Here is a 24,416-nt window from a genome sequence, read left to right on the forward strand (position 1 = left end):
CGTTCCTAGCCCCGAATGTCTTCGGAAAGAACCGTCATCTGGAACTGGTAGGCCACTTCGCCCTCGTCGACGTCCTTGTAGACGACGGCGATGAACTCGGCGCCGAGATAGACTTCGACGGAATCGTCTGTCTGGCTGCGCGACACAAGCCGGATTCCGGGATTGAGCTTTTCCTTGAGATAGGCCTCAAGGCGCAGCGTTTCTTCTTTTTCCATGAATCTCTCCTGTCGGTTCCGGACCGGCCTTACGGCAAAACGCTGATGGCTTAAATGCCGGGACCGCAAAAATCCTCAGTTGCCGTAATAGGTCGGCGGTGCATCGCCAACAGGCTTGGGCGCAGGAGCCTCATCCTTCTCTTCCGGCGGATTCACCAGCCGCCACAGCACGCCGCTGATCCAGAAGATGAATTCCACGACGGCCCGCGCAATCAGCGTCATGATGATGCCGAAGATCGTGTTTTCATTGACCAGCGTGCGGAACAGGAACTTGCCGCGCTCATCCATGTCAGGGTCACGGATGTTGCCTTCGATCCAGTTCGTGAAATCGGACAGCCGGTTAAGAAGGTCGGGGAAGAAGGCGAAGCCGAGCAGCATCATGAAGATGACCATGAAGAAGGTCGCCACGATCTTCGATGAAACGAGCGAGAATCCGCGAAGCAGCTTCCACATGGCAATCTCCCTTCCAGCACCCGGAAGAGACGTTAAACAAACCAGCCGGTTCCGCCAAGGCGGACTATTTCGACTCCGGTATGGTCTGATCCATATTGCGCGCTGGCTGTGCACCTTCGCCGCCAACGACGCGTGCCGGTACGCCAGCCACGGTCGTGCGCGCCGGCACATCCTTCAGCACCACGCTGCCGGCGGCGATCTTGACCTCGTCGCCAATGGTGATGTTGCCGAGCACCTTCGCGCCAACGGAAACAAGCACGCCCTTGCCGATCTTCGGATGGCGGTCGCCGACTTCCTTGCCTGTCCCGCCCAGGGTCACGCCCTGCAGGATCGAACAGCCATCGCCGACCACCGCCGTTTCACCGATGGTAATTCCTGAAGCATGGTCCAGCATGACGCTGCTTCCCATCTTCACAGCCGGATGGATATCAACGCCGAACAGCTCACTCGCGCGGGACTGAAAGTGGAAGGCCAGCGTTTCGCGGCCCTCGCGCCAGAGGCGGTTGGCGACGCGGTGTGTCTGTAGCGCAAGGAAGCCCTTGAAGAAGAGGAAGGGCTGCAGCATGCCCCGGCAGGCCGGGTCGCGTTCCAGGACGGCCTGCATGTCGGCCTCTGCGGCATCGACCAGCGCGTGCTCGTGGTCATAGACCGTCGCGATGATATGGCGAATCTGCTGCGCGCCCATTTCCGGGCCGGCAAGCTTTTCAGCAAGATGGAAGGCCAGCGCCTGGCAGATCGTATCGTGCGAGAGGATGGCGGCGTCGATGTAACTCGCAAGCGCCTGTTCGTCGGATGCCGCGGCCTTCGCTTCGAAACGCAGTCTTTTCCATGGCGGCGGCGGCGCACCGATATCGGGGTTCTCGACCATGGCTAGCGGCCTCCGTGCCGAACTCACAACGGGGGCTGAAATGGCGTATCGCAGGCAGGCGTTCAAGCCCTGGCGGGAGATTCGCTCTTTTCATTGCGATGGATGTAACGGATCGCAAAGCCATTGCGCAGCGTGCGGACCACCTCACCGCGCAGGTTGCCGATGGTGACAATCTCACCGACGGAGGGGGCTGGTCCATCCGCCTCGAAGGCTGCGCCCGACAGCGAGATGTCGATCGTGCGGCACTGTATGACACGGCCATCCTGGCGCGTGACCAGCGCCGGGCCACCCCCGGCATAGCGTGGCGCTTCGCGTTCGTCGGTCAGGCCAAGCTGCTTGTAGTTCACCAGCCAGGTCAGGCGGTCGGCAATCTTGTCCCGCTTGCGGGGCGTGATGTTGAACTTGACCGCAAAGCCCTGCGCCGTCTGGCGCACGACTTCGGCTTCAAGCCGGCCAAGATCGTCGAGATAACAAATGAGTGAGGATTCAACGTCCGGGCGGACATTGGCGATGATTTCCGCGCCACCGCAGGAAATGTTCCGCGTCAGCAAGCCGTGATCTTCAGAGCCGTCGCCAAGGAAGCGGCCGTTCAGCGCCAGATCAACCCTGACATTTGCCCGCCGATCCTTGCGCAGATCGGCTCGCATGAGCGGTTGGACTTTAGGCTTGATGCTGCTTTGCAAGATGCCACTCCATCGTCCACGTTGAGGACCCGTCCCGGACGCGACCGGAAGTGGAAGACTATGCATCGCCCGTTCATAAATGGTTGAAGGTTTATGCGAAACTGACACTATCGTCATTTATCGCCCGTCAACTATCTGGGCCGGAGGAGACGCTCAATGAACCAGCACGAAAGCTTCGATTACATTATTGTCGGTGCGGGCAGCGCGGGATGCGTTCTCGCAAACCGGCTCTCGGCTGACCCGTCTGTGTCAGTCTGCCTGATCGAGGCCGGCGGCAAGGATAACAGCCTCATGGTCCGCATGCCGGCCGGGGTGGGCAATCTGATCAAGGAAGAAAACCCGCACAATTGGGGCTTCTACACCACGCCTCAGGCTCACATGAATGGCCGCAAGCTGTGGTGGCCGCGCGGCAAGGGCTGGGGCGGATCCTCTTCGATCAATGGCATGATCTATATCCGCGGCCATGCGCGCGACTATGACCAGTGGCGCCAGTCGGGTCTCAGCGGCTGGGGCTATGCCGACGTCCTGCCCTACTTCCAGCGCTCCGAAGGCTACCAGAATGGCGCCAATGCGTATCATGGCGGCGACGGTCCGCTCGTCGTGGAGGAAAGCCCGCTCGACGCTGAGCCCTATCAGGCTTTCATCAAGGCCGGCGAACAGGCCGGCCATGCCGTCACGAAGGACTTCAACGGTGCCCAGCAGGAAGGGATGGGCGCTTATCAGCGCACGATCAATGACGGCGCCCGCTGGAGCACCTCCTACGCCTTCCTTCGTCCGATCCTCGACGAGCGGAAAAATTTGACCGTGAAATCCACCGCGCTCGTCAGCAAGGTCGTGTTTCGCGGCGGCCACGCGCATGGCGTCGAACTGGTCGCCAGGAGAGGGGCAGAACCTGAACGGGTCGAAGCGGCGAAGGAAGTCATCATCTGCGCCGGCGCCGTCCAGTCGCCCCAGCTGCTGATGCTGTCCGGTGTCGGGCCGGCCGACCATCTGCGCCAGCACGGCATCACGGTCATCGCTGACCGGCCAGAGATTGGCCGCAACCTGCAGGACCACCTGGACGTGACCGTCATCCACAAGATGACGAAGAAACTGTCCGCCTATTCCAAACAGGCCGGCCTGAAGAAGATCGCCGTCGGGCTGAATTATCTGCTGCGCAAGCAGGGGCCGGGCCGCGACAACTTCCTGCAGGCCGGAGCCTTTCTGAAGTCCCGCGAGGGCCTCGACCGGCCTGACCTGCAGCTGCACTATGTGAATGCCATCATGATGGAGCATGGACGCCAGCAGATGAACATGGACGGGTTCACCATCCATGCCTGCCAGCTGCGCCCGGAAAGCCGGGGCACGATCACACTGAACAGTGCCGATCCATTCGATCATCCGGCAATCGATCCCAACTACCTGGCGACCGAGGAAGACCGCCGCGCCATTCGCGAAGGCGTGAAGATCTGCCGGGACATCGCACGCCAGGAGGCCTTTTCCGGCTTTCGCGGTGACGAGATCCTGCCCGGTCCGGGCGTCCAGTCAGATGCCGACATCGACGCCTTTGTCCGCGAGACCGGCGAAACGATCTACCACCCTGTCGGCACCGTCCGCATGGGGATCGATGACGCCGCCCCTGTCGATGGCGATCTGAGAGTTCGCGGCGTGACGGGCCTTCGGGTGGTCGACGCTTCGGTGATGCCGACGCTCATCGGCGGAAATACCAATGCACCGACCATCATGGTTGCGGAGAAGGCGGCAGACCTGATCCTCGGGAAGCCGGCGCCAACCCCGGCCGAGATCGCCGAGCCGGCCTAGGCCGTCTCTTCGAGCGGCGCATCCCAGACCCGGCGGATATGGACATCCGACTCCGGGCCGAGATTGAGCCAGGCCAGCCGGCCCGTCGTCGCATTCGAGATCATGACCTGGTCGCCCGGGCCGATCGTGGCCTGCAGGCGTTCGCGCACGCGGGCCTGGCGGGCGCGCGAGCGGAGCGTCCAGACCCCGGGCATCACCTCGGCGAACTTGCCCAGCCGATTGAGCGCCCCAATGATCTGCATCTTGCCGGTCCCGTTGAGCCGCGTGACGATGAGATAATTGGCGGGTTCGTTGTCGGCGTCATCGCCATGGCGCCCGCCGCTCTCGAACAGGCTTCGCAAGGCATCATGCTCATGAGCGGCGAGGAATTCGTCGGTTGCCGCGCCCGAAACCCGGCTTTCAGGGCCGATCCGCCGCTCCCGGACAAAGGACTGCATCTGGCCGAGCGTATAGGGACCATAAGTCGTGCCGTGAACCAGCACGCGCCATTTCGGCGGATCGACCTCTCCCAGCTCAAGCGCAGTATCTGCCATTTGCGGCCTTTCCCTCATTGCCAGCGACACACCTGTTTCTTCACGTAAAAAGCTGAGCAGGGCGTTAAAACGCGTGGGCCAGCCGCAGTTGTCTTTTGAATTTTCGGTAAATTTCAGCCTTTACCTTTTCGTCCCGTTAGAACCCCGGCCCATAGCCTTGGCAGACGGTTTCAGAGTGCAAGGGGAACTGTCATGCCACGCACCCACCTGTCCAACGCTACGCTCTCCGGAAGTCTTGGCCGCGCTGCCGGGACACTTGCCCGATCAAAACAGGGCGGAACGACCATGCTGTTCGCGCTTCTCGCCATTCCAGTCATCGGCATGGTCGGCTTCTCGGTCGACATGGTCCGCAGCTCGAATGCGAAATCCGCGCTTCGTGCAGCCCTCGATGCCAGCCTGCTTTCCGCAGCGCAGGAAGGGACGTCCAGCTTCCAGACAACGGCGAACGCCTATTTCGGATCGAACGTAAACCAGCTGGCAAAGCTCGACCCCATCGCGAATTTCTCCTTCGCCGAGACCCGAAACGAGGTCGTCTACAAAGGCACGGCGACCGCCAATGTCGGGACAACCTTTGCGGCCATTCTTGGCATCAACAATATCCCGGTGACGCTCTCGGCGTCCGTCACACAGCCAAAAGACATTGCCGAGACCTGCATCTGGGTGCTCGACGAAAGCGCCAACCACGCGCTGACCTTCAACTCCGAAGCGACCGTCGTCGCGCCGGAATGCGCCATCCAGGTCAATTCGATGAACAGCGCGGCGGCCAGCTTCAGTTCGAACATCAATATCCAGTTTTCGGACATCTGCATCGCCGGCCCGGGCGTGACCAACAATTACGGGCCGATCGCTAACATGGAGACGTCCTGCGAGCCCAAGCAGGAGCCGTTCACGGCCAAGATGCCGACCGTCAATCCGGGTGACTGCGACTATTCCAGCAAGAATTTCAATGGTGGCAATGTCACCATGCATCCCGGCACCTATTGCGGGAACATCAACTTCAACAGCGAGCCTTACGTCGATTTCGCGCCTGGCCTCTACATCCTCAACGGCTCAAGCTGGAACGTGAATGGCGGCGAGTGGTATGGCGATGGCGTGACCTTCTATTTCCATGACAACAAGTCCGGCATCCAGTTCAACAGCGCTGTGAAGTCGAACCTGACGCCGCCGACCAGCGGCGACTACAAGGACATCATGTTCTTCGAACCGTCCGGCCTGCCCAAGTCGAACTTCATCTTCAACGACTCGCGCGACTTCAAGATCGAAGGCCTCGTCTACCTGCCGAGCCGCGACACGACCTACAATGCCAATTCCATCTGGCATGCCCGGAAGTTCACCTTTGTCGTGAACACGCTGAAGCTGAACCAGACCAACTGGGACCTGACGCCGGGGGTCGAGTCGCCTGCCAATGATGGCAACGATCCGGCAGACCTCAGGATTTCGAGCTAGGCGCGCGCCCCCACCTGCGCCTACTCGGCCGGCTGCGCAGCATCCCTTGGGTGCTGCCAGCCGCGTCCCGTCACTGCCCGCCAGGAACGGAGCATCGGCTTCATCGTCATGATCCGGAACACAGCTGGCGCGAAGTAGAGCGCGAGCAGCGCCGAACCGGCCACCCCGCCGGCAATGGCCGTCGCCAGGGGCAGCCAGAAGACATCTCCCGTAAGGATGATCGGCACGAATCCGCCCATTGTCGTCAGCGTCGTCGCAACAATGTGCCGTGTGGCGGCGACGACAATCTCGCGCTGCGCAATAACATCGTCTCGCCGCGCGGCCTCGCTGCCCTGTAGCAGCGACAGCACCACGATCGAGCTGTTGATCGAGATGCCAAGCAGGCCGAGCGCGCCGACAATGGCGTTGAAGCCCATAGGCAGGTTGAACATCCACACCCCGCCAAAGGCGAGGCCGACCGACATCCCGCCCGTCATCAGGATGACAAGCGCCATGCGGAAGGAGTTGAACACCAGTGCCACCGCCCCGGCCATGATCAGCACAAGGGGGACGGCCAGCGATGCGAGATTGCCCAAGGCCTCGGTGCGGGTTTCCTCTTCGCCGCCGATAATGATCTCGTAGCCAGGCGGCACGCTGAAGGCCGATGAGTCGAGTGCTGACTGGAATTTCTCCATGACGGGCGGCGGCAGCGAATAGGGTTCGGTGAAGCCGTAGATCTGGTTGACCCGCCGGCCCATATATCGGGTGATGACAGCGGTCTGCGGATCGAGCGTGATCTCACCCAGCGACGCGATGGGCGCGCCGGACCCGTCCGGGCCGTTGCCGATGGTCTTGGAGCGCAGGTCAGCCAGCTGAGAGCGGCGTTCGGGCGGCGCGATCACCCGCACCGGGACTTCCTCGATGCCCTCCAGGATGGACCCGGCTGGCACCCCTTCGAGCTCGGCGCGCAAGTCATTGGCAAGATCGACCAGCCGGTCTCCTGACATCGCGGTGGCCGCTTCGTCGGCGCGGATGGTCACGACGGGCGCCCCGAGCTGCAGGCTCGCCTGGGTATAGGTAATGCCCGGGACGCCCGAGAGAATGCGGCGTGTCTCGTTGCCGAGGGCGTTCAGCGTCTCGAGATTGTTGCCCTGGATGAAGAATTCGATCGGCGCATCCACAGGCGGGCCCTGTTCGAATGGAAGCGCCAGGAACTGTGCTTCAGGAAAATCCTCGCGCAGCTTGTCCTGAATGTCGCGCACCATGATGCGCGTGGACATCGCATCCTTGAGCTGCACCCATCCGGCTGCGAAGCCCGGCACGCCCTGCGTATTGTTGAAAGCGTTGTAGTAGACACGCGGCGCGGCTTCGCCGAGTGTGAAGTTCACCATCTCGACATTGCGATAGGTGTAAAGCAGGTCCGTCGCCCGCTCAGCCGCACGGCGCGCTTCATGGATGGTCGCCGTCGGCGGCAGCGTGATCTGGACCTGGAACTGGTCACGTTCAGTCTGCGGGAAGAATTGCAACGGCAGGGTGGAGCCAAGCATGAAACCGGTCACGGTCGGGACAATCCCGATCAGCAGGCCGAGGACCGGGAAGCGCAGGACAGCACCAATCGTCCAGCGATAGCCATCGGTCACGGCGTCGATGGAGATACCGTCCCGAAACCAGTTCTTGCGCTCGCCGGGCTTGCGCTTGCGGTCCAGGTGACCGGCAAGGAAGGGTGTGATCGTCATGGCGAGCAGGAAAGACGTCGCAACCGAGAAGATCACCGAAACGCCGATCATGCCGATGAATTCGCCTGCGCCGCCCGGCATCATGGCAATGGGGGCAAAGGCGAGGGCGGTTGTCAGTGTCGAGGCGAATAGCGGCCCGAACAGCTTCCGGATGGCGATGTCGATCGCATCGATGATCGAATGGCCGCGCGCGCGTTCCTGGTCGTACTCATCGAAAACGACGATGGCATTGTCGATCAGCAAGCCGAGCGAGATGACCAGGCCCGTCACCGACATCTGGTGCAGGTTGTAACCGAACAGGTTGAACAGGAGCAGTACCAGCGCCACGGTCAGCGGCAGCGCTGCACCGACGACAATGGCCGCCCGCCAGCCCATGACAAGGAACAGGACGAGGAAGACGATCAGGGCCGAAAAGGCGAGGTTCTGCGCCAGGCCATTCAGGCGCGTCTCGGTGTAGACGCTCTGGTCGAACAGGATCCGGACATCAATTTCGTCAGGCGACTCCGCTTCGAATTCGGCCACCAGGTCGCGGGCTGTCTCTGCCCATTTGTCGACGCGTTGATGCGGCTGAATGAACGCGCCAACAACAATTGAGCGTTTGTTGTCGGTAAAGTTCGCAACCGTGGCCGGATCTTCTATGCCCTTGTGGACGTCGGCAATGTCGCCGACGCGCAGGGCGGTCCCGTCCGCACGCTGCTGGAGCGGAACGGCCCGTATCCGGGCGATGCCGTCAAACGCGCCACCGATTTCAAGGCCGACATTGGAGGTTTCCCCGCGCACTTGTCCGGCCGGCGTCTTGGCATCCGCAGCAGCAATGAGCTGGGCCGCCTGCGGCATGGACAGACCGGCTGCGGCGAGCGCCTGCGGGTCTATGATGACCCGGACCTCCTCTATGGGGAGTCCGTAGATCTCGGTTTCTTCCGTCCCGGCGAGCGTCTGGAAGCGATCCGACAGGGCGCGCGCAAACCGCGCCATGACAGCGAGTTCCGGCTCTCCCTCGCCTTCCCAGACGAGACCGACAAGGATGGTGCTGGCACCGACATATTGCCGATGGACCTCGGGGATGCTGCTACCCTGCGGCAGGTTCGCCCGCGCGCCGTCAACCTTTGCCCGGATCAGCGTCCACGCATCGTCGACTTCGGCTTCCGTCAGCCCTTCGTCGATCTGCAAGCCGATTTGCGAGACATTGGCTCGCGACGTCGACTGGACCTCCTCGACCTCGGGCAATTCAAGCAGGGCCGACTCGATCGGGTCGGTGACGGTGGCTTCGATGCGTTCGGCATCGGCGCCGGGCAAGGTCGTCAGGACATAGCCATAGCGCTCGACCAGTGTCGGGTCTTCCTGGCGGCCAAGCGTCAGGATCGAACCGATCCCGCCAGCGATGACAACCATGATGAAAAGAATGCTCAGCCGCGGCAGACGATAGAACAGCGTGCGCATGGCGGCTTATCCCTCGTCAGCCGCATTGGCGGTCTGGTCGAGGCGCGGCCGAACCTCCTGGCCGGGCGTGATCCGCTGCAGGCCGTCGATGATGATGAGATCGCCGTCGGAGACCGCCCCCCGGACAAAAGCCTGGTCGCCCTCACTCTGGATGACCTCCACAAGACCGGGACGCACAGTCCACGTGTCGTCATCCTTCCTGGCGATATAGATGGACCACAGGCCGCGCTGGCCTTCAGACAGCGCCGTTACCGGCACCCATAATCCTGGTTCATTGACCTGCCGGGTCATGTTCATGCGGACCACGGCGCCGACGGAAACAGCCTCCGGATCAAGGATTTCGAAGACGCTTGCGACCGTCCGTTGACCGGCATTGATGACGCCCGTCACCGATCTCAGCTCTGCTTCGACCGGGCCCCGGTCCACGGTGAGCGTATAGGTCTCGCCCGGCTCAAGTTCGGCTGCGAGGGCCGATGGCAAGCCAATACGCGCCTCGAGGGCCCCCGTCTCGACCAGTTCAAAGACAGGCGCGCCCGGAGCGGCGATGGCGCCTTCATCGAACATGCGTTCGGTGATCACGCCCGCGAAGGGCGCTGAAATCTGCGACAGGTCAATCTGGACCCGAAGCGCTTCAGCCTGGGCCCTGGCGGCATTGATCCGTGCCTGTGCCGTCGTGGCCTGCGCAGCGGCTTCGTCGACACGCTGCTGGGAAACATGACCCTTCTCAAGGAGGGCTTGCTGGCGCTCCACCGTTGAAACGGCGAGCGAGTGCGCGGCGATTGCTTCGTCGACCTGCGCTTCGGCGGAGGCCAGCTGCGAACGCAGTGCGCGCGTGTCGAGAACCGCCAGGCTCTGTCCCTGCTCGACCCGGTCGCCGATATCGGCCCTCAGAGCGGCAATCCGTCCGCCGCTCTGGAAGCCGAGCTGGCTGGTACGCTTGGCTGACACAAGACCGCTGAACTTCTCATCGAGATCGAGCGATGCCTGCAGGCGCGCCTCGATGACATCCACACCGAGCGGGGTCGGCGCTTCATTGATGACGAGCGGTCCCTCGCTGGACCGTTGGGACAGGACAAAGGCGGCGAGGCCCGCCAGCGAAATGGCGATGACGATCAGAAAGAGAAGGCCCTTGAGGAAACTCGGCCTCGGCTCTTTCGCCACGTGTGCTGATGGCTCCTGCATGGTGCGCTCCTGCTGGGCTGGTCTCAGTCTCGTTTGGTCGGACCGGATTCCAGGCTCCGGATGATAAGGTCGGCGTGAAAGTCTATGAAGTCGTCCTGGCTCATGGCGCTGGGCATGGTCGCCATGGACGGAAAATCGTTGAAATGGGCAATCATCATCGCAAGGCCGTGCATCGACGCCCAGATCGACTTGGCGGCTGTATCGCGCACCAGCTCTGGCCGGAAACAGCCATTGTCCAGCCCCTCGCCCACCATTTCGGTCAGGATGGCGAAGGCCTGGGCGCGATTGGAATCGCTGAACTCGCAGCCCTCCGGCACGGTCGGCGCCGGTGGCGCCACACCTGAAAAGGCCGCCACATAATGATGCGGCTTCTCGAGCGCCTTGCGTACATAGGTCGACACGCACCGGCGCGCCCGCGTCGGGAACGGCTCGGCCCGGTCGGCAATCAGGTTGACGCTCTCGAGGATGCGGCCGAAGAAAGCCTCCTTAAGCTCGTCGATCAGCTCGTCCTTGGACCCGAAATACTTGTAGATGGCGGCCGGGGAATAGTCGATTTCGTCCGCGATCCGGCGGATCGAAAGCCCGGCTTCCCCTTCAACCGCGAAGACCCGTTCGGCGGCTTCAAGAATAGCCCCGCGAACACGGATGCGCCGGCGCTCTGCAGGAGTGTGAAGCTCGTCTTCCATGGGAACTCAGCGTAAACCGACCAGACTTCTCACATAGCGCAGGAGTGCGAAAAAGAAAAGGGTGTTCATTTTGTGAACGCTGTTCACTCAGCACCAGCCGCTGATGGTCTGCGCATAGGCCGGACTTGTGTCTATGAATTCAGCGCCGTCCAGATTATCTAGCGCGCATGACCGAGATGTTTCCTCCCGCCCCGCCCGTCGGCGAGCCGATGCTCGCCACACGCCCGTCCAGCGATGTCCGCAAATTCCTGTCGCTTCGCCGTTCGGCCAACAAGGTCGCGATCGGCAATCCCGGGCCCGACCGTGAGCAGCTTGACGACATCCTGGCAGCGGCCACCCGCGTGCCCGACCACCGGCGGCTCTCCCCATGGCGCTTCATCGTCTTCGAAGGCGATGCGCGCGCTGCGTTCGGGGAGGCCGCGGCCAAGGTTCACCTGGAAGAGGCCCCGATGGCGGGTGACAAGGAAGTTGAGACAACACGCGGCCTGTTCATGCGGGCCCCCGTCGTGGTGGCGGTGATCTCCAGCCCGAAGGACGATAATCGTACCCCTGTGTGGGAGCAGGAACTCTCTGCCGGTGCGCTCGCCTACAACCTCCTCCTGACGGCGAATGCCGCTGGTTGGGCCGGCTGCTGGCTGACCGAATGGATCAGCTTCTCCAGCGGCATCAACAAGCTGCTCGGGCTTGAGCACAGTGAACGCGTGGCCGGCTTCATCTATCTCGGCACCGCGACCATGGATCCGCAGGAACGCGCCCGGCCGGACGCTTCATCGCTCATCCAGCGCTGGACTCCCTGACGTTTCCAACCCCCTCGCCTTGCGAGAAATATTGCAAAGTCATGTGAGCTCGTGAATTGTCGATCCTGTTGATTCGGGGACGCAAGACGCATGATCAGACGACTCGCCGCCATTGTCGCAATGGCCGCCATCTCCCTGCCGGCCCATGCCTGGAAGAACTACAGCTCCACTGACAAGTTCGACACCGAATGCCGCCAGCCCAACAAGGGCGTTGGCTGCATCATCGAGGCCGAACAGGTCTATGTTCGCCCCTCAACAGAGGGCGCCGCTCCCAAGAAGCTGTCCCTGGTGAAGCATTTCATACCCGACGAGGAAACACTCATCCCTATCCTCGAACGCCAGGGCACAACCGGGCCGGCTTACGAGAAGTTCGCCCAGGACAACCTCGGCTTCGGCAAGAATAATTATCTCTACTACATCGCCAGGCAGACCGTTCTGACCGGCATTGCGGACGACCAGGGAAACATCCTGCTGCCGGCTGAATACAGGTGGGCTTATCCCGTATCCGACAAGCTCGCCTATGTGCAACGGGTCGATCTACAGTATGGGTACGTCACGCTGGACGGCACAGCATCGTTTACGCCGACCTCATTCTACTGGTCGCATATCAATCAACACTACGGGAAGAAGCCAGACCAGCCCGCCGTTGTCCGGTTTGAAGGCCCGACAAATTCAGACGGTCTGAAATCCTACTTCTTTCCAGGCCCGACGGGCGAGTTCGACCTGACCCTCGACCGCGTCGTGGAACGGCGCGAGCCGGACAAGGGCAACGACTATTACGTCTTCAACAACAATCTCTATGCCTTCCCCGTGCGCGCCGAAGATGGCAGCGAATTCTCTGTTTATGTCGACCCGTTCAAGCTGGAGATCGACCATCTCGGTCCGCAGCTCACCATCATGGCGATTGGTCACTCGCTCGATAACAAGCCCCCCAATCAATGGACCCGGTTGAGCCCCAAAAGCTATGAAGAACTCGATCGTCTCGCCAGGAGTTCCGGCACCGACTTTGTAAATATGCCGCTGGAAAAGCGGGGGACGCTCGCCTCCGGCCACGGCGTCTTTAACGGCGACATCTATGTGCCGCTGAGCCTGGAGGATGGTACGCCGGTCGAACTGAAGGACGGCGCCGTGGGCATGGTGCCTCTCTATGTGAACGACCACATGGACATTTCGGTTTCAGGCGTACGCGGTTGGCTCGTTGTCTACGGCGAAGGGCCGGATCGCTATTACCGCTTCATTACCCATGTCGTTGGCGGGCCGGAGTTCAAGGAGCCACTAGCCGGTAACGTGAACGAGCTGGCACCGATCAATGTCAATCTGTATGCGGTCAACGCCCTGAAACTGGCAGACGTTTGGGTCGGGTCAATGGATGAGGGGCTGTACCGCGACATGTTCAGGGGTCAGAACCCCGACGACATTCCATCCATGCCGCTTCACGCCGCCGTGCGCTTCTTTGAAGACCCGGACCTTGGCGCGGCAGGCGGTATTTCTGACTGGTACACGCTCGGAGCTTCCGGGGAAGATGCTTACGTCCGCCAGACGGCGGAGCATCGTAATCCTCAATTCTACAAATCATCTCCCGATGATCCGCAAACCCTCGTCACCGAAGAGATCATCAAGCAGGCACGGGCCCTGTTCGAGGAAAAATACGACTCCCGCATGGGGCGCGAATACCCCGAGCAATGGGCGGCGGTCCGCGCCGAGCGCCTCGCCAAAAGCCAGCGCGAAAAGGCCGATGAGATTCTCGCCAATGGCTACGAAATCCAGTTCAACGACGTCTTCTACACCGTTGCACGGACGCAAGGCGGCAAATACCTGCAGGCTTACTGGAACAGGTACAAGCAGTTGCCAAATGAGGCCGATGCGAGCGACATCTGCAGCCGGTTCGGCTATAACAGCCGCGAGTGCGGGACTGTCTGGCGCTGGGCTCAGGCCATGTATGAGGGCCGCGCCCAGGCTGAGCGCGTTGCCGCCGAAGAGTATGCCCGCAAGGCCTACCGCCACCCGATCTTCGACTGGAAGCCAGATTACCGCCCACCGCCAAACTATCAGGGCCGCTGCTACATTCTGGGCGATGGCACGGAGAAGTGCTTCTACGACTAGCGGCCTTGCATGATCGCAGGTTCCCACAGCCGCGCATTCGCGCCAGAAAGGCGTCATGTTTTCATTCCTGAAGACCAATGCGCGATGGATCGCGGGCGGCTTCCTGCTCACCTTCTTTTCGTCTTTCGGCCAGACTTTCTTCATCGGCCTGTCGGGTGAAGAGTTGCGGGCGAAATTCTCGCTGAGCGATGGCGAGTTTGGCCTGACCTACATGGTCGCCACCCTGGCCAGCGCGCTGACCCTGCCCTTCATCGGCCGCATCCTCGACCGGATGCCGGGCCGCAATGTCGCCTGGTTCGTCATCCCCTGCCTGTCTGCAGCCTGCCTGCTCATCGCCTTTGCGCCAAGCATCGCGGTGATGGTTCTCGCGCTCTACCTGCTGCGCCTCTTCGGCCAGGGCATGATGACCCATATCGCCCTGACCGAGACCGGGCGCTGGTTTGCCGCCAATCGCGGCCGCGCAACCTCGCTCGTCGTCCCCGGCCATCAGGCAGGTGAGGCGTTGCTGCCAATCTCCTTCGCGCTGATTGCCTCGGCGGCGGGCTGGCAGGCGGCCTGGATCGTCGCCATTGCCGCGCTGATGATGCTGGCGCTTCCGCTGATCCATGTCCTGTGGCGGGTGGAGCGCGTCCCCGGCGAGACTGCCGACAAGGGCCCTGCACACCATACCGCCCGCGACTGGACGCGCAGTGAGGTGCTCCGCGACCCCTATTTCTATGCCTTGTTGTCCTGCGTGCTGGCGCCGCCCTTTATCGGCACGACCATCTTCTTCCATCAGGATTACCTGGTTGAGCTACGCGGCTACTCCCCGCTCGCCTTTGCTGCCGCCTTTCCGCTGAAAGCCGTGACAACGGTGCTGTTCGCCCTTGTCTGTGGCCAGCTCGTCGACCGGTTCGGGGCGCCCCGCCTGCTGCCGCTCTTCCTGCTACCGCTCGCGGTTGCCAGCGCGGCGGCCGCCTATCTCTCATCGGCCTGGGGTGTCTATGTCTTCATGATCCTGATCGGCGTCAGCTATGGCTTCACCTCGACCCTGCTCGGCGCGCTCTGGCCGGAGGTCTATGGGGTGAAACATCTTGGCGCGATCCGCGCGGTGATCGTCGCGGCCATGGTCTTTTCGACCGCCCTCGGCCCGGGCCTGACAGGCGCGCTCATCGATGCGGGCATCGACCTTCCCACACAGCTTGTCTGGATGAGCGTCTGGTGTCTTGGCGCCTGCATCCTGATGGCGGTCGTCTCGCCACGGCTGGTCGCCCGGGCGGCCGCGAGCCATCGCTAGCTAGCGCAACTGGTCTTCGGGGACGCGCTGCAGGTCGATGGCAAGCTCCTGGAGCCAGCGGTTTTCCCGGCCGGCAAAGTGGTCCCGCAATCGCTCTTCCACCGCCGCAGCCGACCAGACAGTTGCCCGCTCCAGACCGATACACTCTTTTAAAGTCGCGGCCTTTTCGCCGCCCGGCAGGCCCGGATGCGCAATGCTTAGCCGGCCGGTCGAGGCGTCCTGGCGAAACATCAGGGGATGGCCCTTCAGATCGCCCGGCACATCCATATGGCCAATGACGGGCCAGCGCTCCCGGTGCAGGTCGTCATCGCGCACATGCACGGCAAAAACGACGTCCAGGTCCTTCAGCACCTCTGGCGCCAGATCGGCAGGCGTCATGACATCGAAGGCAATCAGCAAGCCGGCTTCCGACACCTGCACGTAGCCCTTTTGTCCGTCACCGAGGTCGAGCTGCAGGATATCGCCGGCTTTCGGTCTGCTCATGTCGTCTCCCTGCACGTGTGTCAGGCCAGCCCGAACAGGGCCTCGCTCTCGCTCAAGAAGCTGTCGCCGCCGCGCGTGATGCCGGAGACGCGGCCGGGCGCTTCCGCCAGCGCCGTTTCGGCGAAGAAGCCTGCAAGCGCCGTCATCCGGCCCCGCATCGTCCCGCCCTCGGTGCGGGCAGCGACCGCGCCGCGCGTCAGGAAATGACCGCCGATCACGTCGCCGGCAAGTTTCAGATAGGCCGTCGCGCTGGCGAGCCCCTTGTCACGGTCGGCCTTCATCGTCTCGACCATCCAGCCAGTGGCTTCTTCCAGCGCATCGGCAGCGGCCACCAGCCGGTCGGCAATCTGGACAAGCTGGGGATCATTCGTCTCGCGCGCAGCCTGTGCCGTGGCGCGGACATCGCCCAGCATGTCAGCCATGGCCTTGCCGTTCGCCATGCCGAGCTTGCGGCCAACAAGATCGATCGCCTGGATGCCGTTCGTGCCTTCATAGATCGGCGCAATCCGCGCATCGCGATAGAGCTGCGCGGCCAGCGTCTCGTTCATGAACCCCATGCCGCCATGGATCTGGACGCCCATGCTCGCGACCTCGACGCCCATATCGGTCGACCAGGCCTTGGCGATCGGGGTGAGAAGGTCCTCGCGCAGTTTTGCAGCCTCGCCGGCATCGCCGTCTGACGTCTTCGCGATATCCGCCGCCACGCCGCAGGCATAGCAGATCGCCCGCGCCGCCATGACATTGGCGCGCATCGTGGTCAGGGTGCGGCGGACATCAGCATGGTGGAGGATCGGTGCCGGCCCATCGACGCCCTTTACCTGGCCCTGCTTGCGTTCCTGCGCATAGGCATAGGCCGCCTGGTAAGCCGCTTCGCCCACGCCGACACCTTCCTGCCCGACATTGAGCCGGGCGGAGTTCATCATGGTGAACATGCAGGCCAGGCCGCGGTTTTCCTCACCGACCAGCCAGCCTGTGGCACCGTCATACTCCATCACGCAGGTCGGCGAGGCATGAATGCCGATCTTCTTTTCCAGCCCGATACACTGGACATTGTTGCGTTCGCCCAGCGAGCCGTCCTCATTGACCAGGACTTTCGGCACGACGAACAGCGAGATGCCCTTCGATCCGGCCGGCGCATCCGGCAGGCGGGCGAGGACAAGGTGGATGATATTCTCCGCCATGTCGTGATCGCCCCAGGTGATATAGATTTTCTGTCCGCTGATGGCGTACGACCCGTCGCCGTTCGGCACGGCCTTGGTCTTCAGCGCCCCGACATCGGAGCCGGCCTGCGGCTCTGTCAGGTTCATCGTGCCCGTCCACTCGCCGGAGACGAGCTTGGGCAGATACTTCTCCTGCTCTGCCGGGTGGCCATGCTCGACCAGCGCCTCGATGGCCCCGAGGCTGAGCAGCGGACAAAGGCCGAAACTCATATTGGCGCCGTGTATGATCTCGAGCACGGCATTGGCCAGCGTCTTCGGCAGGCCCTGGCCGCCCCATTTTTCCGGTGCTGCCAGGCCCATCCAGCCGCCTTCGGCAAAGACTTTGTAGGCATCAGCAAAGCCAACCGGCGCGATAACCCCGTTCCCGGTCAGCTGTGCGCCCTGTTCGTCGCCCGGCTGGTTCAGCGGCGCCAGAACATCAGCAGCGAACTTGCCGGCTTCCTCAAGAATCGGCTGAACCAGGTCCATGTCGAAAGCGGGAAATCCCTCGCCCAGCACCCGCTCGAGGCTTGCCAGCTCGCGAAGGGCGAAGTCCATGTCCTCAACCGGCGCTCTATAAGTCATCTCATGCGTCTCCCGGATAACTACTATGTCCCATCATCCTTTTGACAGGGCTGGAACGATTGCGGTTACCGTCTACTTAGTCGTACAACCAATACCAACACCACAAGGAGTTCCCGTCCATGCGTCGTTATATAGCGCCCCTCGCCGCTCTCGCCTTCGTTTCTGCACCTGCCTTCGCGCAGTCGCTCGACGATGTCGCCGCGGGCACCTACCAGCTCGACAGAAACCACGCCTTCCTGACATGGACAGTGCAGCATAATGGGCTCTCGGATTATTCGGTGAACTTTACCGATTTCGACGCGACGCTGGACTTCAACCCCGAAGCGCCGGCCACCTCTTCGATCGAAGTCACGATCGATCCGCTGGGCGTTGAGTCTAACTACACAGGCGACTACAAGGGCACCCACCCTGACAGCGAATTCGACAGCTGGAACGAAGCCCTCTCGAAGGATGCACGCTTCCTGAACGCTGGCTCATTCGGCGAGATCAAGTTTGTCTCTTCCAGTGCCGAAGTCACCGGCGAAAACACCGGCACGGTCACGGGCAACCTGACCTTTCTCGGCGTGACGCGCCCGGTGACGATGGATGTCACCTATAACGGCGTGACCAACTACCCCTGGAACAACGGCCGCGACACGATCGGTTTCACCGCATCGACGACGCTGAGCCGGTCTGCCTTTGGTCAGGAGTCGCTGGAAGGCTTTATTTCCGATGAGGTTGTCGTGGAATTCTCCGGTGAATTCCTGCAGGCTGAATAAGCTGACAAATTATAGCCAAGAGGGCTGATAGACATGAAACTGACCCCGATTTTCCTTGCCGGTGCCAGCGCGCTACTGATCGCTGCCTGCAATCCAGCCGAAACGCCAGCAGAACCCGGCACGTCCACGCCGGACGCAGAAACCGAAACCTCAGCCGCCGAGCCGGCCGAGGCTGAACCGGCTGGCCCGCTGGCCGACGTCGCCGACGCGACCTACGCACTCGACAAGAACCATGCGTTCCTGAGCTTCACCGTCATTCATGGCGGCGTCTCGGAATACACCGTCGACTTCACCGATTTCGATGCGACGCTGGACTTCAATCCGGATCAGCCGGAAAGCTCGACCATCCGCGTCACGATCGACCCGATGGGCCTGAATGTGAACTATCCGTCCGATTTCAGCGCCTATCACCCTGACAGCCCCTATACGAGCTGGCCGGAAGCCCTGTCGAAGGATGCGCGTTTCCTGCAGGCCGGAACCTTCCCGGAAATCACTTTCGTTTCGACGAATGTCGAGCGCACGGGCGAGACGACGGGCACGGTGACCGGTGACCTGACCTTCCTGGGCGTGACCCGGCCGGTCACCCTCGACGTGACCTTCAATGGTGTGGGCAACACGCCATGGACTGGCGAGCGCGACATTCTTGGCTTCAATGCCTCGACCACGATCACCCGGTCCGAATACGGCCAGGAGTCCCTGCAGGGCGTCATCTCCGACGAGGTGGAGATCGAGTTTTCGGGGGAGTTCCTCCAGGAGGAATAAAGCCGGGAGCGCCCAGACATGCCCTATTCCGCACGCTATAGCGCCGTGGCGATTGCCCTTCACTGGGTGATCGCCGCCGGCATCATCTTCATGATCGGTCTTGGCTGGAACATGGAGGGCAGCGAAAGCCTCTACCAGCTTCACAAGTCGATAGGCATCACGATCCTTCTCCTGACCGTGGCGCGGATCGTGTGGCGTTTGCTGAACCGGCCACCGGCCCTGCCCGGCGACATGAAGCCGTGGGAGAAGACGCTCAGCCACGGCGTGCATGTCGCTTTCTATGCCTTGATGTTTCTGATGCCGCTGACGGGCTGGCTTCTGGTCTCGACATCCTACGATTTCGACGTTCCGACCGTGCTCTATGGCCTCGTCAGCTGGCCGGACATTCCCGGTGTCGGCTTCCTGTCGAATGAGACCGGCCATGCTGTGGTGGAGTTCGTGCACTCCAAGCTGGCCTGGGTCGCGATCATACTGCTCGGCCTGCATGTCGCCGGCGCCGTCAAACATGAAATCTCCGCCGAGGAAGGCGTTCTCAAGCGGATGATCCCGGGCCTGTTCGGCAAGACGAGCCAGCCGAGTGCGCCGCCGCGCGCTTTCTTTGCGGCCTTTGGCGCCGCGCTTGGCGTGTTCATTCTCATCGCCGGCGTGCCGGCCCTTTTCGGCGGTGGATCGGGCAGTGCATCGCCTGCCGCCGAGGCGCCCGCAGGCGCTGCGATAGAGGCGAACTGGACGGTCGATCCGGCTGCTTCATCCATCGAATTCTCCGGCACCCACGAAGGCAGCATCTATCGCGGAGCGTTCAATGACTGGTCAGCCGAGATCCAGTTCGATCCGGACGACCTCGACGCCGCCCGGGCCCGCGTCACGGTGCGCACCGGCTCGGCCGAGGTGAACCGCAAACTCTACACTGACAGCCTGAAGTCGGCTGAATGGTTCAACGTCTCGCAACACCCGCAAGCGACGGTCGAGCTCGGCAATTTCCGGCAGACGGATGACGGCTATGTCGCCGATGCGACGCTGGCCCTGAAGGACAGCTCCGTCACCGTGCCTTTCGCGTTCACGCTCGATATCGATAGCGACACAGCAACCATGCAGGGCTCCACCAGTGTCGAGCGGACCCCGCTCAATCTCGGCCAGCAGTCCGATCCGGGTGCAGACTGGGTCGGCGAGACGGTCAACATCACGGTGGAGGTTCGGGCCTCGCGCGCAGGCTGAATGGGTGCTAACGGGCAGCTGATGCCTGCGCCTGTTCTCACTCCTTCGTCCGACGTGATCGCGAAAGCGGTCGCGATCCTGCGTTCCGGCGGGCTCGTCGCCATGCCGACCGAGACGGTGTACGGCCTCGCCGCCGACGCCGCCAATCCTGAAGCGGTCGCCGCCATTTACAGGGTAAAGGAACGACCCGTTTTCAATCCGCTGATCGCTCACCTCGCCTTTCCGGAGGCGGCGTTCGAACAGGGCCACTTCTCACCCGCCGCGAAAGCGCTCGCGAACGCGTTCTGGCCTGGACCGCTGACCCTGGTTGTCAATGCCGTGCCCGCCACGACGGTCTGCGACCTGGCGCGGGCCGGCCTCGACACGCTGGCGCTGCGCGTCCCCGCACACCCCGTCGCCCGTGACCTGCTCGGCGCGTTTGGCGGGCCGCTGGTTGCCCCGTCCGCCAACCCGTCCGGCCGCATCAGCCCGACCCGGGCGGAGCATGTCGCGACCGATATGGGCGAGCTTGTCGATCTCATTCTCGATGGCGGCCCTTGCCAGGAAGGCCTGGAATCCACCGTGGTCGACGCGCGCGGCGACGCACCCGTCCTGCTAAGGCAGGGCACGATCACGCCCGGCAGGATCGCGTCCGTCTGGCCCGGCCTGACCGAAGGTGGACAGGACGGCCGGCCGGTCTCCCCCGGCCAGCTGCTTCGACATTACGCCCCGGACGCCACGCTGCGCCTGAACGCCGACAAGGCCGCGCCGAACGAAGCCCTTCTCGGCTTTGGTGCGGTGGACGCCACCCTCAACCTCTCCCCCTCCGGAGACCTTGCCGAAGCGGCGGCAAACCTCTTTGCCATGCTGCGAGACCTCGACCGCAGCTACGACCGCATCGCGGTGTCGCCCATTCCACCAGAAGGCCTGGGCGCGGCGATCAATGACCGTCTGGCGCGCGCTGCCAATCGAAGTTAGACAAGCAGTATGCACCCGGCACCGGCCTTTCTGGACACTGATCGCGACCGGCTCCTGAGGCGGATCGAGGCCTGGCCGTTCGCCCTTGTTGTCGGCGTGACGGAGGGGCGCGCCCGTGTCGCCCACACGCCAGTCATCCGAAACAACGGAGAAACCCTTCGCTTTCACCTGGCGCGGACGAATCCTGCCTGTCAGGCCATCATCGAGGCGCGCCGGGCTTTGGTCGTCTTCACCGGGCCGAACGATTATATCTCGCCGGACTGGTATGGCATGGAAGACCAGGTGCCGACCTGGAATTACCTGTCCGTGGAGGCTGAAGGGGCTGTCCGTCCGCTGGACGATGACGGCGCCGCTGTTGTTCTCGACACCCTGTCTGCACGTTTCGAGGAAGACCTCTACCCGAAGCCGGAATGGACCCGGGCGAAGATGAGCGCCGGCCGGTTCGAGGCGATGCTGAAAGGGATCACGGCCTTTGAAATGGCGCCCGAGAGGCTGGAAGGGATTACCAAGATCGGCCAGAACAAGCCCGATGAGGCGCGCCAGCGCGCGGGCGCGGCCTTGAAAGCGGCGGGCGGTGACCCAACCCTTTCCACAATGATGGAGCGCAAGTCATGAGCCAGCTGCCCACTGAATTCCTCAACGAGGCCAAAACCCTGCTCGGCGACAAGGGCTGGAGCGAGGATGCCGACCGGCTGAAGGATGCCGCAACGCCGTGGCGCGGCAACTGGCCGGGCGAGACGCCTTTCCTTGCGATGCCGGGATCGACCGAACAGGCCGCTCAGCTGGTCAGGCTCTGCGCGAAGCACAAGGTCGCGCTGGTGCCACAAGGCGGCAATACCGGCCTTGTCGATGGCGGCACGCCGCATGGCGAAATCACCGTCTCGATGCGCCGGATGAAGGCCATTCGCGCGGTCGACACGAAGAACAACTCGCTGACCATTGAGGCCGGTGCGCCCCTGGTCGACGCTCAGGAAGCGGCCGATGAGGCGAACCGGCTGTTCCCGCTCTCGCTCGGCTCCGAAGGCCAGGCGACGATTGGCGGGCTGATCTCGACCAATGCCGGCGGGGTCGCCGTGCTGCGCTATGGCATGATGCGTGACCTGATCCTCGGCCTCGAAGTCGTCCTGCCCTCTGGCGAGGTGTGGGACGGGCTGTCGGGCCTTCGGAAGAATAATACGGGCTATGACCTCAAACACCTGTTCGCCGGCGCGGAAGGCACGCTTGGCCTGATCACGGCGGCGACTCTCAAACTCTTCCCGAAAGTGGCCAAGGCAACTGGCTGGGTAATCTGCAAGTCGGCCAGCGATGTCGTCGACCTGCTTACCCTGGTGCGCGATCATGCCGGCGATACGGTGACCAGTTTCGAAATCATTCCAGCCCGGGCCATTTCCATGGTGCAGGCCGACGCGCCGGATACGCGAGACCCGGCCCCGTCCGAACTGCCCTGGCGGGTGCTGGTCGAAGTGTCGATGGCGCGCGAAGAGCTGGCGCGCGACACGCTTATGGAAGCGCTCGGCGACGGCATCGAAAAGGGCCTCGCCGACAATGTCATCATTGCCGAGAACAAGGCGCAGGCCGACAGCTTCTGGCACATCCGCGAAACCATCCCTCTGTCGAAGCGCGCCTTCGGGACAGCCATCAATCACGATATCTCCGTGCCGGTTTCGGCGATTCCGGCGTTCCTCGACGTCACCGAAGCAGAGATCCACAAGGTGGCCGCGGAGGCAGAGATCGTCGCCTTCGGCCATGTCGGTGACGGCAATTTGCACTACTCGGCCTGCGAGCCGAAACACGCGACAAGCCCCATCCTGTCAAACCATGCCGGCGAGATCACGCGCATCGTCCACGAGCAGACCATGCGCCATGGCGGCTCGATCAGTGCCGAGCACGGGGTCGGCCGGCTGAAGCGCGACGAGCTGGCCGGGATCCGCCCGCAGGTCGCCACCGACACGATGCGGGCGATCAAGACAGCGCTCGACCCGCTCGGCATCATGAATCCGGGCCGCGTCGTCAGCGTCTAGCGCCCTGGCCTAGGCCGCCACCGGCTCAGCCTGCGACGGGACGCGGCCCCGCCCGCGCCCGGCGGCAAGCACGAGCAGGGCCACGAGGGCGATACTGGTTGCCTGGGAGGAAAAGACTTCCAGCATCACCGCAAAGAACCAGGCGGGCAGCCCGCGGGCCGGCGCCTTCGCATTGAGGATCTCCGGCCCGCCCTCGCCAAGCAGGCTCATCCGGGCTGCCTCGATCTTTGCTTCCAGCTCCGCGCGCCGTTTGGCGAGGCCGAGCTCATTCTGCGCGTCGCGATAGGGTTTCTGATGTGTGCGGCCCACAGCCTCGACCCCGCGCAGATAGGCCTCCAGCCCTTCGACCGACCGCGTATCGGCGGGAATACCGTCAAGCTGGCGTTGATAGCCGGCGATCTGCGCCTCGACCACTTCTCGCGCCGACGCTGCCGCTGCCGCAGACTGGCTGCGGACATCCCTGTTGGTCTCCATGAACATGGCCGTGCCGAGCACGCTCGTCGCAGCGCCGGCCAGCGCGAAGGCAAGCGCGCGAAGGCCCTCCTTCCGTCGCCCGCCCGAAACGTGCCACCAGAAGAAAGTGAAGCCGCCAAAGGAGCAGACCGAGGCGATCACCCCGGCCCAACCCCAGATCCGGCCCTGCACGTCATCGGCGACGCTCGCGCTGAAAGCCTGGTAGTTCGCAAAGGCCGACAGCCCTGCTGCCGCCAGGCCTGCGCCGAGGAAGACCAGCGACAGAAGGATGATGATCAGGGCCTCGAACACGCCCCGGCGGCGCGGGCGCACCTCGGCGCCTGACGCGCCTGCGGCAGCCGTCCCGGCTTCAGCACCGGGCAAGGCCTCCCGCATTTCCTGCGCGCCGCCAAAGCCCTGCGGCTCGTCGAGAAGCTCGGCCCGCCAGGTTTCCACCTCCTCGTCGCTCGCCACCGTTTCCGGCTCCCGGCGGACGGCCGGCAGCCGATCCGGCCGAAGCGGAATGATCTCCGCCTCGGTGAACACTTCAGGTTCCTGGACGATCTCAGCGTCCTCGAGCTGGCTCAGATAGGTCCGGATCGGGGCGGACACGCCACAGCTGGCGCAACGCGCCTGGCCTGTGGCGAGGCTGAGCTTCAGCGCGCGCGGCGCATGACAGGCCGGGCATTCCACCCGCGCCGTATCGCTCTCGCCAAAGGCGTCCTCAAAGCCGTGCGCGACCAGAAGCGACCAGAGTTCACCCCTGCGTTGGTGACTAGCTTCCAT

General features: G+C 63.0%; 22 protein-coding genes. 11 read left to right on the forward strand and 11 right to left on the reverse strand.

The annotated features are described in order from the left end of the window. Positions 1 to 5: 5 nt before the first annotated feature. From D1223_RS16635 to D1223_RS16650, 4 genes are all read right to left on the reverse strand, one after another. A complete protein-coding gene (locus tag D1223_RS16635; protein WP_119377481.1) occupies positions 6 to 215 on the reverse strand; it encodes a DUF3126 family protein in 210 nt (69 codons plus the stop codon). 75 nt (positions 216 to 290) lie between these two features. After that, positions 291 to 668, reverse strand: coding sequence for a hypothetical protein (locus D1223_RS16640; RefSeq protein WP_119377482.1), 378 nt, complete (start codon positions 666 to 668; stop codon positions 291 to 293). Between the two features lie 64 nt (positions 669 to 732). Beyond that, a complete protein-coding gene (gene cysE / locus D1223_RS16645) occupies positions 733 to 1,536 on the reverse strand; it encodes a serine O-acetyltransferase (RefSeq protein ID WP_119377483.1) in 804 nt (267 codons plus the stop codon). A 62-nt stretch (positions 1,537 to 1,598) separates the two neighbouring features. Continuing rightward, positions 1,599 to 2,183: a PilZ domain-containing protein gene (locus D1223_RS16650; protein ID WP_233350061.1), complete on the reverse strand. Its 585-nt coding sequence runs from the start codon at positions 2,181 to 2,183 to the stop codon at positions 1,599 to 1,601. A gap of 192 nt (positions 2,184 to 2,375) precedes the next feature. On the opposite strand from D1223_RS16650, the gene D1223_RS16655 reads away from it, so the two are divergent. Continuing rightward, entirely contained in the window at positions 2,376 to 4,019 is a 1,644-nt protein-coding gene (locus D1223_RS16655; RefSeq protein WP_119377484.1) for a choline dehydrogenase, read from the forward strand. On the opposite strand, the gene D1223_RS16660 is transcribed toward D1223_RS16655, so the two are convergent. Then, complete coding sequence (locus D1223_RS16660) at positions 4,016 to 4,552, reverse strand: GYF domain-containing protein (RefSeq protein ID WP_119377485.1); 537 nt, start codon at positions 4,550 to 4,552, stop codon at positions 4,016 to 4,018. The genes D1223_RS16655 and D1223_RS16660 overlap by 4 nt on opposite strands. 192 nt (positions 4,553 to 4,744) lie before the next feature. Here D1223_RS16660 and D1223_RS16665 point away from each other — a divergent pair, with 192 nt between their 5' ends. Continuing rightward, entirely contained in the window at positions 4,745 to 5,998 is a 1,254-nt protein-coding gene (locus D1223_RS16665) for a TadE/TadG family type IV pilus assembly protein (RefSeq protein WP_119377486.1), read from the forward strand. Between the two features lie 20 nt (positions 5,999 to 6,018). Here D1223_RS16665 and D1223_RS16670 read toward each other — a convergent pair whose 3' ends face one another. Genes D1223_RS16670 through D1223_RS16680 form a run of 3 tightly spaced genes read right to left on the reverse strand, consistent with a single transcriptional unit; the run spans position 6,019 to position 11,021 of the window. Beyond that, a complete protein-coding gene (locus D1223_RS16670) occupies positions 6,019 to 9,153 on the reverse strand; it encodes an efflux RND transporter permease subunit (protein ID WP_119377487.1) in 3,135 nt (1,044 codons plus the stop codon). Positions 9,154 to 9,159: 6 nt separating this feature from the next. Then, complete coding sequence (locus D1223_RS16675; RefSeq protein WP_119377488.1) at positions 9,160 to 10,335, reverse strand: efflux RND transporter periplasmic adaptor subunit; 1,176 nt, start codon at positions 10,333 to 10,335, stop codon at positions 9,160 to 9,162. 23 nt (positions 10,336 to 10,358) lie between these two features. Then, positions 10,359 to 11,021, reverse strand: a complete 663-nt coding sequence (locus tag D1223_RS16680) for a TetR/AcrR family transcriptional regulator (RefSeq protein WP_119377489.1) — start codon at positions 11,019 to 11,021, stop codon at positions 10,359 to 10,361. A 167-nt stretch (positions 11,022 to 11,188) separates the two neighbouring features. On the opposite strand from D1223_RS16680, the gene D1223_RS16685 reads away from it, so the two are divergent. The 3 genes from D1223_RS16685 to D1223_RS16695 all read left to right on the forward strand — a co-directional run bounded on the left by D1223_RS16685 (position 11,189) and on the right by D1223_RS16695 (position 15,197). Further along, the gene (locus tag D1223_RS16685; RefSeq protein ID WP_119377490.1) at positions 11,189 to 11,818 is read left to right on the forward strand and encodes a nitroreductase family protein; all 630 of its coding nucleotides are present in this window, start codon (positions 11,189 to 11,191) and stop codon (positions 11,816 to 11,818) included. Positions 11,819 to 11,908: 90 nt separating this feature from the next. Beyond that, on the forward strand, positions 11,909 to 13,921 hold the full coding sequence (locus tag D1223_RS16690) for a hypothetical protein (protein WP_119377491.1): 2,013 nt from the start codon (positions 11,909 to 11,911) through the stop codon (positions 13,919 to 13,921). 55 nt (positions 13,922 to 13,976) lie between these two features. Next, positions 13,977 to 15,197 carry an MFS transporter gene (locus D1223_RS16695; RefSeq protein ID WP_119377492.1) on the forward strand — a complete coding sequence of 407 codons (1,221 nt, stop codon included), beginning with the start codon at positions 13,977 to 13,979 and terminating at the stop codon, positions 15,195 to 15,197. On the opposite strand, the gene D1223_RS16700 is transcribed toward D1223_RS16695, so the two are convergent. Together D1223_RS16700 and D1223_RS16705 are read right to left on the reverse strand one after the other, a co-directional pair. Next, positions 15,198 to 15,680, reverse strand: coding sequence for a hypothetical protein (locus D1223_RS16700; protein ID WP_119377493.1), 483 nt, complete (start codon positions 15,678 to 15,680; stop codon positions 15,198 to 15,200). A gap of 20 nt (positions 15,681 to 15,700) precedes the next feature. Beyond that, positions 15,701 to 17,464, reverse strand: coding sequence for an acyl-CoA dehydrogenase (locus D1223_RS16705; RefSeq protein ID WP_119377494.1), 1,764 nt, complete (start codon positions 17,462 to 17,464; stop codon positions 15,701 to 15,703). 119 nt (positions 17,465 to 17,583) lie between these two features. Here D1223_RS16705 and D1223_RS16710 point away from each other — a divergent pair, with 119 nt between their 5' ends. The 6 genes from D1223_RS16710 to D1223_RS16735 are packed head-to-tail and all read left to right on the forward strand — an operon-like array spanning position 17,584 to position 23,177. Then, complete coding sequence (locus D1223_RS16710) at positions 17,584 to 18,222, forward strand: YceI family protein (protein ID WP_119377495.1); 639 nt, start codon at positions 17,584 to 17,586, stop codon at positions 18,220 to 18,222. A gap of 33 nt (positions 18,223 to 18,255) precedes the next feature. Continuing rightward, on the forward strand, positions 18,256 to 18,984 hold the full coding sequence (locus D1223_RS16715; protein ID WP_119377496.1) for a YceI family protein: 729 nt from the start codon (positions 18,256 to 18,258) through the stop codon (positions 18,982 to 18,984). 18 nt (positions 18,985 to 19,002) lie between these two features. Further along, positions 19,003 to 20,199, forward strand: coding sequence for a cytochrome b/b6 domain-containing protein (locus D1223_RS16720; RefSeq protein WP_119377497.1), 1,197 nt, complete (start codon positions 19,003 to 19,005; stop codon positions 20,197 to 20,199). Continuing rightward, a complete protein-coding gene (locus D1223_RS16725) occupies positions 20,200 to 21,156 on the forward strand; it encodes an L-threonylcarbamoyladenylate synthase (protein WP_407646995.1) in 957 nt (318 codons plus the stop codon). A gap of 9 nt (positions 21,157 to 21,165) precedes the next feature. Then, a complete protein-coding gene (locus tag D1223_RS16730; protein WP_119377498.1) occupies positions 21,166 to 21,771 on the forward strand; it encodes an FMN-binding negative transcriptional regulator in 606 nt (201 codons plus the stop codon). Further along, a complete protein-coding gene (locus D1223_RS16735; RefSeq protein ID WP_119377499.1) occupies positions 21,768 to 23,177 on the forward strand; it encodes an FAD-binding oxidoreductase in 1,410 nt (469 codons plus the stop codon). Before D1223_RS16730 ends, D1223_RS16735 begins: the two co-directional genes overlap by 4 nt. Before the next feature lie 9 nt (positions 23,178 to 23,186). Here D1223_RS16735 and D1223_RS16740 read toward each other — a convergent pair whose 3' ends face one another. Further along, positions 23,187 to 24,416 carry a hypothetical protein gene (locus tag D1223_RS16740; RefSeq protein WP_119377500.1) on the reverse strand — a complete coding sequence of 410 codons (1,230 nt, stop codon included), beginning with the start codon at positions 24,414 to 24,416 and terminating at the stop codon, positions 23,187 to 23,189.

Origin of the sequence: Henriciella mobilis, assembly GCF_003576285.1 — a bacterium.
GTDB lineage: Bacteria > Pseudomonadota > Alphaproteobacteria > Caulobacterales > Hyphomonadaceae > Henriciella > Henriciella mobilis.